The 17,227-nt window shown below is 61.8% G+C and carries 18 protein-coding genes; 6 read left to right on the plus strand and 12 right to left on the minus strand.

Going from position 1 to position 17,227, the window contains the following annotated elements:
• Positions 1 to 2 precede the first annotated feature (2 nt).
• On the plus strand, positions 3 to 1,958 hold the full coding sequence (gene pabB / locus ACOFKT_RS08985) for an aminodeoxychorismate synthase component I (RefSeq protein WP_419807059.1): 1,956 nt from the start codon (positions 3 to 5) through the stop codon (positions 1,956 to 1,958).
• Here the strand turns inward: pabB and ACOFKT_RS08990 are convergent.
• Positions 1,955 to 2,638, minus strand: a complete 684-nt coding sequence (locus ACOFKT_RS08990; RefSeq protein WP_419807060.1) for a cation transporter — start codon at positions 2,636 to 2,638, stop codon at positions 1,955 to 1,957. The genes pabB and ACOFKT_RS08990 overlap by 4 nt on opposite strands.
• Before the next feature lie 216 nt (positions 2,639 to 2,854).
• On the opposite strand from ACOFKT_RS08990, the gene rpmB reads away from it, so the two are divergent.
• Complete coding sequence (gene rpmB / locus ACOFKT_RS08995; protein ID WP_419807061.1) at positions 2,855 to 3,076, plus strand: 50S ribosomal protein L28; 222 nt, start codon at positions 2,855 to 2,857, stop codon at positions 3,074 to 3,076.
• Positions 3,077 to 3,079: 3 nt separating this feature from the next.
• On the plus strand, positions 3,080 to 3,232 hold the full coding sequence (gene rpmG / locus ACOFKT_RS09000; RefSeq protein WP_263413043.1) for a 50S ribosomal protein L33: 153 nt from the start codon (positions 3,080 to 3,082) through the stop codon (positions 3,230 to 3,232).
• 114 nt (positions 3,233 to 3,346) lie between these two features.
• On the opposite strand, the gene ACOFKT_RS09005 is transcribed toward rpmG, so the two are convergent.
• Positions 3,347 to 4,294, minus strand: coding sequence for an SGNH/GDSL hydrolase family protein (locus ACOFKT_RS09005; protein WP_419807062.1), 948 nt, complete (start codon positions 4,292 to 4,294; stop codon positions 3,347 to 3,349).
• Between the two features lie 195 nt (positions 4,295 to 4,489).
• Complete coding sequence (locus ACOFKT_RS09010; protein ID WP_419807063.1) at positions 4,490 to 5,638, minus strand: SIS domain-containing protein; 1,149 nt, start codon at positions 5,636 to 5,638, stop codon at positions 4,490 to 4,492.
• Positions 5,639 to 5,745: 107 nt separating this feature from the next.
• On the opposite strand from ACOFKT_RS09010, the gene ACOFKT_RS09015 reads away from it, so the two are divergent.
• The gene (locus ACOFKT_RS09015) at positions 5,746 to 6,573 is read left to right on the plus strand and encodes a hypothetical protein (RefSeq protein WP_419807064.1); all 828 of its coding nucleotides are present in this window, start codon (positions 5,746 to 5,748) and stop codon (positions 6,571 to 6,573) included.
• A gap of 88 nt (positions 6,574 to 6,661) precedes the next feature.
• Here ACOFKT_RS09015 and ACOFKT_RS09020 read toward each other — a convergent pair whose 3' ends face one another.
• From ACOFKT_RS09020 to ACOFKT_RS09060, 9 genes are all read right to left on the minus strand, one after another.
• Positions 6,662 to 7,714 carry an aminopeptidase gene (locus ACOFKT_RS09020; RefSeq protein WP_419807065.1) on the minus strand — a complete coding sequence of 351 codons (1,053 nt, stop codon included), beginning with the start codon at positions 7,712 to 7,714 and terminating at the stop codon, positions 6,662 to 6,664.
• Between the two features lie 178 nt (positions 7,715 to 7,892).
• Positions 7,893 to 9,116, minus strand: a complete 1,224-nt coding sequence (locus tag ACOFKT_RS09025; RefSeq protein WP_419807066.1) for an acyltransferase family protein — start codon at positions 9,114 to 9,116, stop codon at positions 7,893 to 7,895.
• Positions 9,117 to 9,167: 51 nt separating this feature from the next.
• The gene (locus ACOFKT_RS09030; RefSeq protein ID WP_419807067.1) at positions 9,168 to 10,436 is read right to left on the minus strand and encodes an aminotransferase class I/II-fold pyridoxal phosphate-dependent enzyme; all 1,269 of its coding nucleotides are present in this window, start codon (positions 10,434 to 10,436) and stop codon (positions 9,168 to 9,170) included.
• Positions 10,437 to 10,727: 291 nt separating this feature from the next.
• A complete protein-coding gene (locus ACOFKT_RS09035) occupies positions 10,728 to 11,831 on the minus strand; it encodes a carboxylate-amine ligase (RefSeq protein WP_419803661.1) in 1,104 nt (367 codons plus the stop codon).
• A gap of 273 nt (positions 11,832 to 12,104) precedes the next feature.
• Positions 12,105 to 12,653: a hypothetical protein gene (locus ACOFKT_RS09040; protein ID WP_419803662.1), complete on the minus strand. Its 549-nt coding sequence runs from the start codon at positions 12,651 to 12,653 to the stop codon at positions 12,105 to 12,107.
• Positions 12,643 to 13,782 carry an ATP-grasp domain-containing protein gene (locus ACOFKT_RS09045; protein ID WP_419803663.1) on the minus strand — a complete coding sequence of 380 codons (1,140 nt, stop codon included), beginning with the start codon at positions 13,780 to 13,782 and terminating at the stop codon, positions 12,643 to 12,645. Before ACOFKT_RS09045 ends, ACOFKT_RS09040 begins: the two co-directional genes overlap by 11 nt.
• Positions 13,779 to 14,375 (minus strand): zeta toxin family protein, encoded by a 597-nt coding sequence (locus ACOFKT_RS09050; RefSeq protein ID WP_419803664.1) that lies wholly within the window; start codon positions 14,373 to 14,375, stop codon positions 13,779 to 13,781. Before ACOFKT_RS09050 ends, ACOFKT_RS09045 begins: the two co-directional genes overlap by 4 nt.
• Positions 14,372 to 14,587, minus strand: coding sequence for a hypothetical protein (locus ACOFKT_RS09055; protein ID WP_419803665.1), 216 nt, complete (start codon positions 14,585 to 14,587; stop codon positions 14,372 to 14,374). Before ACOFKT_RS09055 ends, ACOFKT_RS09050 begins: the two co-directional genes overlap by 4 nt.
• Positions 14,588 to 14,610: 23 nt before the next feature.
• Positions 14,611 to 15,336, minus strand: a complete 726-nt coding sequence (locus ACOFKT_RS09060; protein WP_419803666.1) for an esterase family protein — start codon at positions 15,334 to 15,336, stop codon at positions 14,611 to 14,613.
• 76 nt (positions 15,337 to 15,412) lie between these two features.
• On the opposite strand from ACOFKT_RS09060, the gene ACOFKT_RS09065 reads away from it, so the two are divergent.
• On the plus strand, positions 15,413 to 16,381 hold the full coding sequence (locus ACOFKT_RS09065) for an alpha/beta hydrolase (protein ID WP_419803667.1): 969 nt from the start codon (positions 15,413 to 15,415) through the stop codon (positions 16,379 to 16,381).
• Positions 16,382 to 16,837: 456 nt separating this feature from the next.
• Entirely contained in the window at positions 16,838 to 17,101 is a 264-nt protein-coding gene (rpsP, locus tag ACOFKT_RS09070; RefSeq protein ID WP_419807143.1) for a 30S ribosomal protein S16, read from the plus strand.
• Positions 17,102 to 17,227 lie beyond the last annotated feature (126 nt).

Consider the following 17,227-nt stretch of genomic DNA (forward strand, 5'->3'; position numbering starts at 1 on the left):
TCGTGACCGCGTCCAATGACCCCGCGACTCTTCCTCCGGAATGGCTGGATTACGCGTTTGATGCGCCCGGTGCGGTCTTGCTCCACGCGGCAAATCCGGCTCAGTCCGCAGCGACCTCGCTGCTCTTTTCCAACCCACTCCGCTACATCACGGCCAGACTTCCAGCAGAAGTGCCTTCCGCCTTTGCGGCAATGCAGCAGGCGCTCGCCGAAGGCCACTTCGTCGCGGGCTACGCAACGTATGAGGCGGGTCTCGCCCTGCACGGCCTGCCCTCCCACCCGCTACCAACGGGTGAGCCGCTGCTCTGCTTCGGCGTGTACCGCGAAGCGCTCCGGCATGGGCAGAGCGGGGAGCACCACGGTTCGCAGCACTCCCCGCCCACGCCCGAGTCGCAGCATTTGAACCTGGCACCGATGCCAACGCTCTCGCGTGAACACTACGCGCGGCAAGTTGAGCAGCTCCAGCAATGGATTGCCGCGGGTGACATCTACCAGGCCAACTACACCTTTCCGCTCCGTTCCCTGTCCGACGGATCACCGCGGCAGATCTATCGTGAGCTGCTGCAGCAGCAGCCTGCAACCTACGCCGCCGTGCTCCGCCTCGCGCCGCCGGACCTTGCACCTCCGATCATTCTGTCGTTCTCCCCCGAACTCTTCTTCCAAACCGGTTCCGCCGGCAGCATTCTGACACGCCCCATGAAGGGCACAGTTGCCCGCTCCACCGAGCCGGCGGCGGACGCCCATGCTGCCGCCTGGCTCGCTGCCGATCCCAAGAATCGCGCCGAACACGTCATGATCGTGGATCTGTTGCGCAACGATCTGGGCCGGATCTGCCAGACCGGCAGCGTTCAAACCGAGAACCTGTTTGCGGTGCAGAGCCTGCCCACGGTGCACCAGATGGTCTCCGATGTTCGAGGCCAATTGCGCCCGGGCACCTCGCTGTTGCAGATTTTCCGCGCGCTCTTTCCCTCCGGCTCCATCACGGGCGCTCCAAAGCTCCGCGCGATGCAACTGCTGCACCAAGCCGAAAACGAGCCGCGCGGCGTGTATACCGGCACCATCGGCTACATCGCTCCCAATGGCGAGTCCTGCTTCTCCGTCGCCATCCGCACCCTCACGTTGCGCCCGTCCAGCAGTCAGCAACAAGTCACCTACGGCGTCGGCGGTGGCATCGTCACAGATTCCACCGCGCCTGGCGAGTACCGCGAAGCTCTGCTGAAATCAGCATTCATTCGGCGCGCCAGCAAGCCCCTCGAAGTGATCGAAACCCTGCTCAGCGAACAAGGCCAGGTGCGCTGGATCGAGACACATCTGGATCGGCTGCAGCGTACAGCCGAAGCCCTGGGCATTCCCCTTGACCGTTTGAAAATACGCGAAAGCATGTTGACGACCGCACAAACACTTCCGGCCGACCGCCCGCAACGTCTCCGCCTCACTCTTCGCGAAAATGGCGAACTCCACATCCGCACGGAACCGCTCCAAGCGTGGCCGGACAGCTTGCGCGTTCGTCTGTCGCAGCGGCGGTCTCATTTCGGCGACCCGGCGCTTCTCTTCAAAACAAACATTCGCGAGGCTTACGACCAGGAGCTTGACGCTGCCCGCCAGGCAGGCTTTGATGAGGCGCTCTTCAGCAACGACGCCGGCCTGGTAACCGAAGGCTGCTTAACAAACCTCTTCTTCGTGCGCGACAAGCGAATCTGGACGGCCTACATCGAATGCGGCGTGCTTCCCGGCATCCTGCGGACCCAGTTGCTCCGCCACGAACTCATCGCGGAAAGTCTTTTGCCGCTTGACGGCCTGAAAGCCTGTGAGGCGTTGCTCCTCGGCAACAGCCTGCGCGGCTTTTATCCGGTCGCCTCACTCGAACTCAGCCCGGAACATACGTTGACCTGGGACCCGCAAGCCGCGGAACCTTACCTCAAGCAACTGCGGCAGATCTTCACAACCGAACCCACCTAGTGGGAGCAGCAGGCATTGCCGCGCAACGACTCGCGCGCCGCCCGCCACAGGAATGGCAGCAGCACCAAACCCGCCACCCCATCGGCCCAGCTAACATGAAACACCGATCGAACCAGCAAGCCGCCCAGCACGATTCCCGCCTGGATTGCGCAGAAGTTCGTCTGTTTGGCGTCCGCCATCATGGCGCGGCTGTTCAGCCCGCGGCCCACGGTGCGCTTGGCCCTTGTCAATAGGGGCATGCTCACCAGCGCCGCAGCGGTAATCGCCATGCCGGTCCAGCCGGGCGTGCTCGCACCACCACGCAACAGCGAGTACACCGAATCGATCAGCACATACACAGCCAGCGCGTACAGGCACCACCCCGCCAGCTTCAGACTTACCGTCTCGGCGCGATGTTTGCGGTCGTGATTCATCTCGTGCGTCATGCGCCAATACAGCGCCGCACCGCTCAGCATCTCGATGCAACTGTCCCACCCAAAACCGGCCAGCGAAATGCTGTGTTCCCGGTAGGCGCCAACCAGCGCGACGCTCGCCTCCAGCGCAGCCCAGCAGACGGTAAAGATTTCCAGCTGCCGCCCGCGACGGGCCAGCCGGGCACGCTCGGCCTCGGGCAGCACAACCGGGGCTGAAGCAACTGCAGGTGCCCGCGCTGACAACACGTTCGCCATTCCCTGTAGCATACCGCCCCTCGCAGGCATTCGATGGATCTTCGCCCCATTTCGTCGCAAAACGGTTCCCAAACCCGTGCACTTGTGGCAAGATAGAAGGGTTGGTCTGAGCAGGTATCTCCAGCGCAGCAGGGCTGCGTGGGACGAAACCTTGCACTGGATTGCCGGCGGGTTTCCTCCGCCGCAGACGCCGGAAGCGAGCTCAAGACACGTCAACAGGAGATCGTCATGGCAAAGGTATGCCCTATCACCGGCAAGCGCCCCATGTCCGGCAACAAGGTGTCGCACGCGAACAACAAGACGCGTCGCCGCTGGGAGCCGAACCTGCAATGGAAGCGAATCTGGGTTCCTTCTGAAAAGAAGTTCGTGCGCATGCGCGTCAGCGCACGCGGTCTGCGCACCATCAACAAGCTGGGCGTCGAAGCAGCCCTGCTGCAGGCGAAAGGATAACGCATGCGCACCCTTATCAAGCTCGTCTCCTCCGCTGGCACCGGCCACTTCTACACCACCAGCAAGAACCCCAAGACCTCGACCGGCAAGCTGGAAATGAAGAAGTACGACCCGGTCGTGCGCAAGCACGTGCCCTACCGCGAAGCCAAAATCTAAGCGCACCCGAAGCCAACTTCTAAGCGCAGATATCCATAAGAAAAAGCCGCCCTTCTGGGCGGCTTTTTAATGAGCAGGCGGCTTTATTCCTCCACTACGGTAGGAAGCTCTCGATTACGCGCATACCCGATTGCGTCGGCGAACAACTCCAGCTACGCCCACCAGTCCTGTGCCAAGCAGCAGCAGCGACGACGGTTCCGGCGTTGCTGCCGCAGGCGTGACGGCGCCTTCAAAGCCCCGCGCCAGAATCGCATCCGCGGCGGTAGTTGGGTGAATGTCGTCGAAGAACAGGTATCCGGTGCAGGCCGGGTTTGCCATCGCGACAATGCAGGGTGTCGTCACGTTTGTGAAGCCATAATTGCCCGGGCTGTTCAGAATCGCACTGAACACGGCGTTGGTGTCGAACAGCGTTGCGCCCCGGGGCAGTGCCCCCGCCAGTGCAGCGTTGAAGGTTGAGCTGTAAGCCAAGGCCATCGCATCGCCCGCAAACTCCGGCGTGCTTCCCAGGTTGGGCAGATTCGGCACCAGAATGTGGGTCGCCCCCTCTTGCTCCAGCCCAGCCACGATCAGGTTGCTGTTGGCTGCTGCGGCGAGCGCGGCTGCCTGCGTCTGGTCGGCGGTTGGGCTGCTGAGTGCCTCGAAATCGTTTGCACCGCCCCAAACAACAAACAGCGAGTTTAAATCGCTGCCGGCCGGCAGCTGCCCGCTCGGTGCGGCCCCATAGAACTCGGCCAGCATCCCGGGCAGACCAACCACCCCAGCTTGGGTCGGCGTTCCACCATCCGCAGTGTTGCCGATGCCTGTCGTCGCGCCGCCAAACGCAAAGTCCACCAGCGGCACATTCAGATTCGCCGCAAGCTGTTCCACCGCTACCGCTCCATTGGAAAAGCGGCCATTCACATACGGCGGCGCGGGTGCAAAGCCGTGGGTCAGCCTGTATAGATTGCCGTTGTCGGAAAGGCTGTCGCCATAAACGACGATCGAAGTGAACGGATCGGCATGAGCCGAAAGCGTCGCAACAGCCAGGAGCGCAGACGCGGAAACGGTCGCAAGAAGACGCACAGTGATCCTCCAGGGGGCGTGAGGAGAGACAAACGGATAACGAGAAGCCTAATGCCTTGCACTCTATGGCATGCCGCAGCAATGCGCAAGAACCAACCGTGGCGCATCGGCCGTATTCACGCACTGCGCTGCCGGTCAGCAGCGGCAGTCGACCGCTTCCGGGCCGCCCTCTCGCAGCATCAACGCACCCGCGGATTACTCCACCAGAACCGCTTTGCTCAGGTTCCGCGGACGGTCTACATCCACCCCGTTCCGCACCGCCACAAAGTACGCAAGCAGCTGAAGCGGGATCACCTCCGCAATCGGCAGCAGATGTTCCGGCTGCTCGTCCACGAAAAGGATGTGTGTACTCAACCCCGGCACCAATCGGTCGTCGCGATTCGCCAACGCCAGCACCGTCGCACCCTGCTTCTTCATGCCCTCCAGCAACTGCAGCGTGCTCTCATACCGCCGCAGGGAATCGGCATCGGCCGGGTCACGCGTCGCCAGTACCACCAGCGGCACCTCCGGCGACACCAGCGCGTTCGGGCCATGCCGCAATTCGCCCGTGGGGTAGCCCTCCGCGTGCAAGTAACTCGACTCCTTCAGCTTCAGCGAACCTTCACGTGCCATTGGGTAGTGAATGCCGCGGCCCAGGAAGAGCAGCGTCTTGGCCCGGCTATAAAACGGCGCAATCGCCTCCACCGATCGTTCCCACTCCGGCAACTGCGCGGCGATCCCCGCAGGCAACTGTTCCAGCCGCGCCAAACGCTGCTCCACCTCTGTTTCGGTCATCACGCCGCGCACCTGTGCCGCCGCAAGAGCTAGCGCGTGCAGCACGGCCAACTGCGCGGTAAAGCTCTTTGTCGCTGGAATCGCGATTTCACGCCCCGCGGGTGTCGGCAGGCTCACCTCTGCCTCACGCGCCATGGACGAGCCCTCCACGTTCGTGATCGCCGCGGTCCGATGACCTCGCTCACGCGCCGCGCGCAGCGCCGCCAGCGTGTCTGCCGTCTCGCCCGACTGCGAGATCGCCAGCACCGCGGCCTGCTTTCGCGCCGTTGCCGGGCGCAGCGCATACTCGCTTGCGTACTCCACGTCCACCGGCAGACCCGCCAGGTCTTCCACCGCAATCTCGCCCGCCAGTCCGGCATGCCGACTTGACCCGCTCGCCACCACAATCATGTCCGGCGCCGTAAGCAGCGGCCGTACACGCTCCAGGAACTCAGGCTGCAAACGGCCGTTCGAGCTATACAGGGCGACCGTGCGCGCAAGCGATTCCGGCTGTTCGTAGATCTCCTGCAGCATATGGTGCGGCCACTGCCGCGCGGTCGCCGACTGCGGTTTGGTCGAAGGGGAATTCATAACAGCAGTGTAAGGCGCACCCCTGTCTGTTTCGGCGCATCCTACTCCGGCAGATGCGTCCCGTGCCCGACCGGCACCACTTTCAGGCGCACACAAGAGGGAACGCGATGCGAGTGCGCACATCAACCCTGGCCGCGGCAGCTTTTTCCGTCGCCCTGCTCACCACCGCTTGCCATAAGTCCAGCAATCCAGCGCCGGGCACAGTGCCTGCCGGCAGCCAGCCGACAGCGGCCAGCGCACCCACCGGAACCACAAACCCGGTTGTGCCACCTGCCGGCACACCCACCGCCACCTCTTCTGGAGTCCCCGCTACGCAGGTGGCACCGGCCACCTCAGCGTCTGACGCAGCAGTGAGGCCTGGCACCGTGGCCGCGCCGCCCAACGGAACACCGGTAGCCCGTACGGTTCCGGAGCCAACTCCGCGGCCAGTCGAGAGCGCTCTGGTGGTCCCTGCCGGCACTCGGGTAACGATCCGCACCAACCAGTCCCTGTCCGGCGAGCATGACGACATCGGCACACCATTCGGCGGGTCACTCAATTACCCCCTCGTCGTCCACGGCGTCACCGCCTTTCCCCGTGGAACTGAGGTTCGGGGCGAAATCGTCTCCGCCAAGGGTCGCGGCCGATTTAAGGGCGCAGGCTACCTCGGCATCGCCCTCACGTCCATTGGCGGCTACCGCGTCGAATCTTCGGAATACTCGGTTCGCAGCAAAGGCCGTGGCAAGCGCACAGCCGGATTTATTGGCGGCGGCGGCGGCGTTGGCGCGCTGATTGGCGGGTTGGCCGGCGGTGGCAAGGGCGCTCTGATCGGCGGCCTGACAGGTGCCGGTGCGGGCACGGCCGCAGGTGCCTTCACCGGCAGCCGCGACGTCGTGATTCCTGCGGAGTCGGCAGTCTCTTTCACCACTCGCAGCACCATTAGGGTCAAGCGTTAGACCACACCTGCAAAAGAGGAAAGGGCCGCAGTCTGCGGCCCTTCTCTGATTCGGCAGCACTGACGGAATTCGTCCCGTGCGTCCTTCGCTAGTAATCCAGCAGAAAATCGCCCTCGCTCATAATCTGCTCTTCGCCGGCAGCGTTCCCCAGCCAAATGTTGAAGCCAAGTCCGACCACATCAATGTGCGTCGAAGATTTCCACGGAGCGCCCGTGTGCGCGCCATACGGATCGCCAAATGCAATGTGAATGCCCGGAAACTTCTCATCCTGCAGAATGTTGCCGATCACACGCTCCACCCCGATGTTCGTTCCAATGGCAAATTCACCGACCCGGTCCGAGTTCGCGTCCGTGTGCGTGTAAGCCCAGAAGTCCTTCTCCAACTGCTTATTCGAGCAGGAAATCCGCTTGATCCGGTTCGCCTCAATTGCAATCGACAGGGGCTGCTTGCGCAAAATGCCATAGCGAGCACACAGAAAGTCGCCCACCACACCATCCACCACGAACACGCCATTGACCTCGTCAGGCGCGGTAAAACATTCCCCGCCCGGCAGATTGCCCCACTTCTCGGTCGAGATAATGCCGCTCGTCTTGAACCACTTGTATTCCGGGTTCAGCGTCACGTGGATGTCCGTTCCCGCCGGCGTCGTCGCTCGCACATAGGTCGCTGCACGCACCTTGTCCAGCACCGCCTGGCTTAGCCGGTCGACCTCACCGAAGTCGGCGCGCATGCCCTGGACCATGATCTCCGGGGTGATGTTCACCATGTGAGCGTGCCGCATGTGTCGACGATTCACCACATCGGTCATCTGCATGCGACTGCGCAATTCGTTCGGCTGCACTTCCACTGCGAAAATGCTCACCTGCGAAGACTCCATGTCTTCCAGCACGGCTTTCGGCATATCCGCCAGCGGACGCGGCGCCAGTTCCTCCAGCACGTACCCGTTCCACAGGCACCCGATCCGGTCCAGCTCTACCGCGATGGAAGCCGCGACCTCAATCGTCTTTTCGTCGGTGATCAGCGTCACCTTCTCTTCGTTCTGCACGCGCAGGCAGGTGGTCACTGCATTCCGGGCACCTGCCTGGAATGACGGCGGGAACGCGACGGCGTTCAGTCGGGTTGTTGCAAGAGCAGTCGTCATTGTCCTTAGTGTTTCAGATGCGAGACTTACCGCCAAGATTTTCTCTGACGCATTTCCACGCATTCACATTGGTTTTATGCACGGCTGCTTACACGGCAAGCGTCTTGGTCGTAGCACGCGAGCCCATGTTTCGGTCCCCACCGTATCGATGCCGTCCACCGCCGACACGGTATGTCCCTCACACACCATCTGTCACGAGCCTCCCACTGATTCCACGTCCCAGCGGCCGGGCACCGCGCGATCTCCGATTCATTGGCTCAGAGAACCAGCGCGCGATCGCCCACCCCAACGGTGCCGTCAGAGCTGTCAGCACCAGCGCCCATAGTCCTGGGTGGGTTCCGTGCCAACGCAGAAACGCCGTCACGCCCACAATCACCACAAACTCATGCGAAAGGTAAACCTCATAGCTGTGCCGGCCGAACCAGCGTACCGGAGCGGTAAGCAGGCCACCGCCGCGGGTGCCCCGCAACACGCTCGCGACCATCACCATGCACACTCCCAGGGGCAGTACCGTGTCATCCAGGTCATGCTTTGCGAGAAATTGACCGGCACTGCGTAGCCAGTGCCACGGCGGCCAGGTCGCGATCCAGGCAATCAGCGCCCAGCCTACCGCCTCCACCGCGTAAAGCGGGGCACGGCTGACGCGGCCTGACCGCGAACGCCGGTTACACCACAGCGCCGCCAGGCACCCCATGGCGATGGCGTTCATGCCGCCAAGGTAGCTCTTCTCCTGACCAATCTCCGTCGTGATCCAAACGGAGCGCGCCCATGGACCCAACACCAGCAGCGCGCCTGCAAGACTGAACAGCAGCGCCCAACCGGCCCGGCGCACGGGAGACCGCATGCCCAGAAAAGCAACGCACACCAACGGGAAGAAGAGATAGAACATCTCCTCAACGCTGAGCGACCACATCACATCCCAGTTCGCGGGCAGGTAGCCAGTCTCCGCCTCAAGCCAGTTCAGGTGGAACGTAAGCGCCGAAAGCAAAGCCCGGGGCAGTCCCACCGTTTTCTTCACGTGCCAGGCCTCAAACGCGGCTGAATGCAAGCTGCCCCAATGCAGCAGGCTCAACACCGCGAGCGTCAGCAATAAAAGAGGAGCAATACGAGCGAAGCGGATTCGATAGAAAAGCCCCGGACGCATGTGTTCCAATCCGACAAACCGGCGCAAACTGGTCAACGTGATCAGAAACCCGGAGATCGCAAAAAAGACCGTGACCCCGTTCCCACCGTTCTGCAGCAGCAGATGACGCCACCACCGCGACAGCCCCGTTCCCACGCGTATGCCGTTTCCCGCGAAGCGAATCCAGCAATGCAGCAGCACCACCGCAAGGATCGAGAGTCCACGCAGCAGATCGACCGTCTCGAAACGCGGAGCCGCCGCGGGTGCATTTCTTTCCATACTCTCCCGAAACGTGAAAGCCCCGGCCAAGGCCGGGGCTTGTACTGCAACTTACGCGCGATACAACTCATGCGGTATGTGGTCCAGCATCTCCAGGTGCGCAGCTGTCGGCTCTGACGGACCGCTCATCACCTTCAGAAACGCGGTTTGGAACGACTTCATCTCAGACGGTGTACCTACCGTGACGCGCACATAGGTCGGCAGCGCCGGCCAAACACGGCCGATCGCCACTTTCTCCTGCAACATGGCGGCCTGCACCTCGCGTCCAGGGCGGTTCACATCCACCATGAACATATTCGCCTGCGCACCCGGAATGTACTTATAGTTGTGCTTCTCCAGGAACGCGAGCGTGTCGTCCAGCGTGTCGCGATTGATCTTGCGCCGCAGCGGAACCAGGTCCTTATCCGTCAGCGAAGCATGTGCAGCCGCTGCGGAAACCAGCGAAATGCTGCCGATCTGCCGGTCCGATGCCGTGATCGTCTCAAACTTCGCCAGAAGGTCGGGCCGGCCAAAGGCGAAGCCTGCACGAATTCCCGCCATGCCGTAAATCTTTGAGAAAGTACGCAGAACGATGACGTCCTTATCCTGCGCAACCAGGTCGATCACCGACTCCTGATTCGAAAAGTGGTGATAGGCCTCGTCAACGATCACGACCGAGCCGGCCGGCTTGTTGTTCACCAGCCAGACAATATCTTCTTTCGGAGTGATCGTGCCGGTCGGATTATTTGGGTTCACGATGTAGTACGCGCCGGGGCTGGGGTGGGCCGCCAACATACCCTTCACGTCGTACTTCCACGTCTTCTTGTCCAGCGCGACCGGAATCGCCTTTGCCTTCATGGTGACCGCGGCACGTGGACCCTGCTCGTAAGTCGGGTCGCCATGTACCAGCGGCTTATCCGGTCCAATGTTGGACATCAAGGCCAGGTCCAGAGGTCCGCCCGAACCCGGATACAGCCGGACGTACCCCTTCTTCAGACCGAACTCTTCTGAAATCACTTTCAACGTAGCGCCGGAGTGCTCGCGATCATAGCGGCCCCCCGTCGGCGCGTACTTGGTGATTGCGGCCAGCGCACTCGCACTCGGCCCCAACGGGTTCTCGTTCGATGAAATGATGACCGTTCCCGGTGCTTCACGTGGGATTTCCCAATCATCGGGGTTACGGCGCGGACGCGGGGACCCGCCCGACGCTGCAGCCTGCGCTGCGGCTGCCTGGGCATGCGCAAACGAAGGAAGCGCAACGGCCGCCGACGCGACACTCGCCGAACGAAGAAAATTACGGCGTGAAAGAACGGAACTGCTACAGAACTTCTGGAAATCCATGGTGCCTCTCCTCAGGGTGGACTGCGGTGGGACAGAATCGGATACACGCCGGCAATACGACGCGGAAGTGCGTTTGCGGTTGGTTCAACTTGAAAGGTGGCTCACCTATGCGACGGCTGTGCAAGGTGATTTATTTCAAAATACCGTGAATTGCACGTTTGTGCGCACGGGAGTTGCAAATTTCTACGGCGGTCCCTCCGCAAACCCAAGCGCAAGGCACAATGGACGGGAGTGCTCGACTTCGAGATCTCGTTCGATCCGCGCAAGGCAGGGCCAAACTTTCGAAAGTAACTACAGCCCCTCGCGCGTCTCGCGCGCCATGTAATCCACCACGGACTTCAGGTCCCCCGTCTCACGAAACACCCTTAGCTGCCGGTCTGCGCCGCTGCCCTGCTCCAGCATCGTGCGAATGTAGCCGATCTGCTCGCGGCTGCCCAGTTCATCGAGCACGTCATCGACAAAGTGCAGGTACTCCACAATCAGGTCACGTTCCGGCACCTCGGTTTCCTTGCCGAAGTCGATCAGCTTGCCATCCAGGCCGTACCGCACCGCGCGGAACTTGTTTTCCATCAGCAGCGCCCGCGAGTACTGGCGAAAGTCCTGATTGTTTGCGTGCAGGGTGTAGAGCTTCATGGCCGTCGCCTGGATCAGCGCCGCGATCGCGACCGATTCCATGGCCCGCATCGGAATGTCGCAAACACGCACCTCGACCGTGTTGAAGAACGGGTGTGGCCGCACATCCCACCAGAGCTTCTTCGCGTTGTCGATCGAATTCGTTTTGATCAGCAGATTCACGTAGTTCTCAAATTCTGAGTACGACGCGAAGCTGTCCGGCAGGTTGGTCCGCGGAAAATGCTCAAACACCTTGGCGCGATAACTCTTGTAGCCAGTCTCCATGCCCAGCCAGAACGGCGAGTTTGTGCTCAGCGCCAAGATGTGCGGCAGGAAATACCGCAGCGAATTCATGATGCGGATCGCCGCCTCGCGGTCCTCAATGCCCACATGCACATGGAGTCCGAAAATCAGGTTTGACCGCGCCACCAGCTGCAAATCTTCCACGACCTGCGCATACCGCGGGTCCGGATAAATCTCCTGCGAACGCCAATCGGCAAAAGGGTGTGTTGCGCCCGCCACCAGCGTCAACCCGTTTTCTTCGGCCAGGTGAATCATGTTCCGCCGCAGATCAAACAAGTCTTCCTGCGCCTCTTGAATGTTGGCGCAGACTCTCGTCCCAACTTCGATCACCGATTGGTGCAGCTCGGCCTTGACACGCTCCTCCAGCCGCAGCTTGCCGTTCGCCAGCATCTCCGTGGACACATGCGACCGCAGGTCGCGTGTCTCCGGGTCAATGGTCTGGTACTCCTCTTCGATCCCAAGCGTGAAGGTTGGACGCATCTCGCACCTCCGGTCACCGCGCCGCCGCTGTGTCGCAGCATGACGCTGTGTTGCAGCAGATGCTATCGCATTGCAAACAGGTTGTGACGACCCCGTATCCGAAGGAGCACATGAGCGATGAGTCGCGGTACATCGAAGAACTTGTCATTTCGACCGGAGCACCCACAGCTTCATCGTGGGTGCGGAGTGGAGAAACCTGCATTTCTGCCGACACCCGCTGGACAGGTGTGCATAACAACCAGACACCCTGCCCTCATGCCGTGCCTTAACTCATCACCGGCCCGCGCCCGCGTTCAACTTCTCATACCACCGCGGCGCACGCGCAAACAACGTCAGCTCTCCCGGATGCGCCACGGCCCGCGCCCCGGCGTCGCACCGGTCCTCGGTCACCATGCCCTTGCCCGCGATCTGCTGCAGGTTGTACCCCGGCATCGCTTCGCGTTCTGAAAGCTTGCGGCAGTCATACAAACCATCCGGCACCACCAGCACCCGCACGGGCGTGACAGTTGGCGCCGGCAGCAACGCCTCGCCATGCAAGTCCGTCGTCAACAGGTAGCCGGCACTGCCCTGCTCGTCATACCACACCCGCACCCTGGCGTTTTTCATGGGCAGGCTGCTCCGCCCGTCCAGCAGCCGCACGCGGAAGTGCAGGTCGCCTGCAGGCACTGCCACTTCCGGCTCGGCTTTCGGCCCGTCCGAGGCGATGGGTGCAGCCGGAATCGGCACATAGGCCGGCGGACCGGTCTGCTGCGCCCGAGCACGCGAACAAACAAGCAGAACCGCCGCGATGAACGACAGCCGGCAGATCTGCCTAACCTTCAATGCTCTCCTCGCGGCTCGCATTCGCTGCCTGCTTCTTCGCAGCCGTCTTCTTCGCAGGGGCCTTCTTTGCCGGACCCTTCAGACCAGGCCCCTTCATACCCGCTTCTTTGGCTCCAGCTCCTTTCTTCGCAGGCGCCTTCTTCGGAGGCGGAGGTCCCTTCTTCGCAGCCTTCTTCGCCGCACCGGCAAGCTCACCCTCGTGCCCCAGCAGCGCCGCCCAGCGCAACTCCGGACCTTGGCCCTCATTCGCCTGCGCACGCTCAACCGCCAACCGCGCGACCGCGTCCACAATCCAGTCGAAGTTCTCCTGCCCGACGGAGTGCACATCCGCGTCCGGCGCCGGGTTCATGAAGTCGATCGCGTACGGCACGCCGTCCTCCACCGCGAACTCCACCGTGTTCAGGTCGTACCCCAACGCACGGCACAGCGTCAGCGCGTCGCGCTCCACACGCTCCAGCAGCCCCGGCTCATACGTCGGCGGGTTCTTCACGTAGCGCTCATGGTGCGGCCGCGAGGGATCGTACGGCATAATCCGCACCTCACGCTGACCCACCACGTAGCAGCGGAAATACTCGCGGAACTTCACCGCCGCCTGCAGCGTCATGCACAGGTCGCGCGACTGGTGGTACGCGCGAAAGAAATCATCGGGGTTATGCACATGGTGCACGTCCTTCCATCCGCCACCATCATGCGGCTTTAGGAACGCTGGAAATCCCACATACTCAAACACCGACCGCCAGTCATACGGAAACTGCTGATTCCGGAAACTCACATCGTTCGTATCTGGCGGCATCTGAAAATGCGGCACAATCACTGTGCGCGGCACCGCGACGCCCAGCTTGGCCGCCAAGGCGTAATTGAAGAACTTGTCGTCCGCCGACCACCAGAACGGGTTGTTGATCACGTCCGTACCTGTCAGCACCGCATTCTTCAGGTACGCGCGGTAAAACGGCACGTCATGCGAAATCCGGTCCACGATCACCGAATACCCGCTCGGCACCGCCTCTTTCACAGGCCCGATCTCCACGAACTCCGCCTCGATCTCCGGCAGACCCATCGCGTTCACCTTGTCCACGAACGCCTGCGGAAACGTGTTCTCCTGCCCAAATAGAATGCCGATCTTCTTCACGTGCCTTGCTCCTTCACTTGGTACTCAGCAGGAAGCCACCGGCGCGCCCATTCGGGAAAGGGTGCGTGATGGCGCACTTCCCCATCTTCCCGGATGAGTAATAACCGGTGGCTCTGCTCACTATTCTCAAAGATAATGACCCGGTCCGCAATCGCGGCCGCCTCTGCCAGATTCAACATGGCGCGCTTGTATCTGCGATGAATCGCATCCTGCGGAACATCGTGACCGCCTAAGCTCACGCGCTCTGCGACACGTGCCTCTGATCGCTCGGCATCCTGCAGCCCTACAAAGATGACGTTGACCTTATAGCCTTTCTCATGTGCGGCACGCAGCGAAGCGAGTTCCGTGTTCCCGCTTAATGTCGTTTCAAAGGCGAATGACTCTCCCGCGGCAATCAGGATACGTCGCTGCTTTAACGCGATACGGCCTGCTTCCAATTCCGCAAGGCTCCCGTCGGGACGTCTCGGCAGAGCCTGCGCGACAACATCCGGGTTTACGTTCGACAACCGGTCCTTCAGAAAGCGCTTCGCGAGAGTTGACTTTCCCGCCCCATTTGGTCCGCAGAACACCCAAAGCTGCGGCTTGCCGTTCATAGAGCTTTGATGACCTCATCGCCCGTTCTATGGTGCCGCACAAGTTCGCGATGTCCGTCTGGAAACTCCTTGATGACTAAACCGGCAGGCGTATCTGCTTTGGCGTAGTAGATGGGTAAACCCGCGGCGAACTGCTCACGCATCCCGCCATCAAACGTTTCCAACGTGCTCAGCTCTCGCCAGATTTGCTCGTTCACATCATCCACTGGCATCGTTTCCCCTGCACCGCTCGCCCTCAAAGATACTCCTGCGCCATGCGCTTCCACCACGGCCAGTCATGGCCCGTTCCCTCGCCCCAAACATCCAGCCGCACCGGTATGCCCTTATCCCGCATGATCCGGCCCAGCCGCTCATTGTCATCCCAGCATTGGTCGTGGTGCCCGGTCGCGAGAACATACGTGTTCCGCCGCATACGATCCAGTTGCCAGCCATCACCCAGGTTCGGCAGAAAGTGCGTGGGCAACGTAAAATAGGCGTCCTCGTCGTAATACCCACGCAACATCCCGGTCACAATGTCGAACGCGCCGCTCATGCTCAGCGCCGCCGTAATCACATCCGGATGCTTCAGCGCGATGCTGATCGCATGAAAGCCGCCAAACGAACATCCCAGCGTCGCCACGCTTTCCCGCCACGTGCGCCAGCGAATGTGCGGAATCAATTCGTCCACAATGTAACGCTCGTACTGGATGTGCCGGGCAATGCGCCACCGCCCCGGCACTTCCTTTGCATACCAGCTTTCGCTGTCCACGGAGTCCACGCACCACAACTGGATCTGCCCGCGCTCCACCTTGTCGCGCACCGCTTCGACCATGCCGAAGTGCTCAAACTCAAAGAATCGGCCCATCGAGCTTGGAAACACAATCACCGGCAGACCACCCTGTCCCCCGTCAGCGGTAAACACCAGCCGTTCCATGGGCCGGCCCAGAGCGGAGCTATGGTCGACAAAATACTCCCGCTGCATCGCTCACTCCTGCCTGGGGCTCTTCCGGGCCGACCTCTACCGGCACGCCTGCTACCCTGCAGAAACTGTATCAAGCATGGAATCCCTGATCCAAAGCGCTCCAGACGCTGCCGCCGCCGCTTCGACCGGGCTCACCACGGCCCAACTCGCTTTTCCGCAAAAGCCCGAGCTACGCTACTACCGCCTGCAAAATTGGGTCTCCGACGCCCTGCCAACGCCCCGGGACCTCTTTCTCTGGTTGCCCGAAGCGTATCTCCGCGAGCCCGAACGCCGCTTTCCCGTTCTGCTGCTGCACGACGGCCAAAACCTCTTCGACGGCGAGCTTTCCTACATCAAGGGTCAAACCTGGCGCTGCGGCTCCACTGCCGACGACGTCTTCGCACGCTGCCTGGCCGAGCCAACCGTACTTGTTGGCATCGGCAACACCGGCGTGCAGCGCATGGCGGAGTACACTCCCACACCCGATACGCGCCTTGGCGGCGGCAAGGGCCCGCTCTACGCCCGCCTGCTTACCGAGGAGCTGCTCCCCACGCTGCAACGCGACCTTCGCCTGCTACCCGGCCCGGCAAACACCGGCCTCGCCGGCTCGTCGCTTGGCGGCCTCATCTCACTCGCCATTGGCCTGCGCGAACCGCAGACGTTCGGCAAGCTCGGCATCCTTTCACCCTCCGTCTGGTGGGACCGCCGCACCATCCTCGACGACATCCGTTCCCTTCCCGGCCACCTCCCGCTTCGCATCTGGCTCGACATGGGCACCGCAGAAGGACAAATCCACGTCCGCGACACCGACCTGCTCTGCCACTTGCTCGAGCGCAAAGGCTGGCACCTGGACGCCCGCTCCACGCCACCGCTGCTGCAGGACCAGCCCAACGGCCAGCGCCGCGCCTCCAGCATCTTCGACCAACCCCGCCGCCCCGCAAGCGCAACCCCCGACCTGCACTACGAACGCGTCCCCAACGCCCTGCACAACGAATCCGCATGGGCCGCCCGCTTCGGCCAGGTTCTCCAGTTCCTCTTCCAGCCGCAGCCGGAACTGCCCAAATAGAACTCACCTCAAAAGGTGAAACGCGGCTTCAACCGCCAAGGCAGAACTCACGGAGCACAGAACGCGGCTTCAGTTGCCGAGAAAGCTCATCGAGTACAGAACGCGGCTTCAGCCGCCGGGATAGAAGCCTTGATGCACCAGAACGCGGCTTCAGCTCGCCGCGATGGAACCACTCACTCACAGGGGCGGCTGTAGCCGCCGAGGTAGAAGCCCACGATCCGCCGAATCGCCTGGCAGCAACGTCACTCACACGGGGCGGCTTCAGCCGCCGAGGTGACGATCTCATCGCTACGGACGTGTCCTTTTCGCGGCTTCACTTTCCAAACCGCCCAAAATCAGCGATACTCATACAGTTGGAACCAGTGTGCCTGCCGCGCAACGCGTGGCCCGGCTCCGCAGCCGGCTTCGCCACTCCCCACACGTTTCGGAAAGTCTGAGAGGGTAATTTCTGTGGTCATGATTCGCCTGGCGCGCGTAGGCGCCCGCAAGCAGCCGTACTATCGCGTCGTCGTCATCGAAAAGGATCGCGCCCGCAACGGCCGCTCCATCGAGGTAGTCGGCACCTATAACCCGCGTACCGAGCCCGCGACCGTCAATCTGAAGCAGGACCGGATCGCCTACTGGAAGTCCGTCGGTGCCCAGCCGTCTGACATCGTGGCCAAGCTCATCGCAAAGGCACCTGCCTCCACCCCCGCCAGCACGGAGCCGGTGGCAGCCTAGGCAATTCCCAATTTGGGAAGTTAAGACCCCAACACCCTGCCCGGCTTTCATCTGCCGCGCAGGGTTCGTCATTTTCTACAACGTCGTGGAATCCACGATGCATCACTTGCCCTATCTTTAGGTTAG

The organism is Terriglobus sp., assembly GCF_965201105.1.
In the GTDB taxonomy this organism is placed as follows: Bacteria; Acidobacteriota; Terriglobia; order Terriglobales; family Acidobacteriaceae; genus Terriglobus.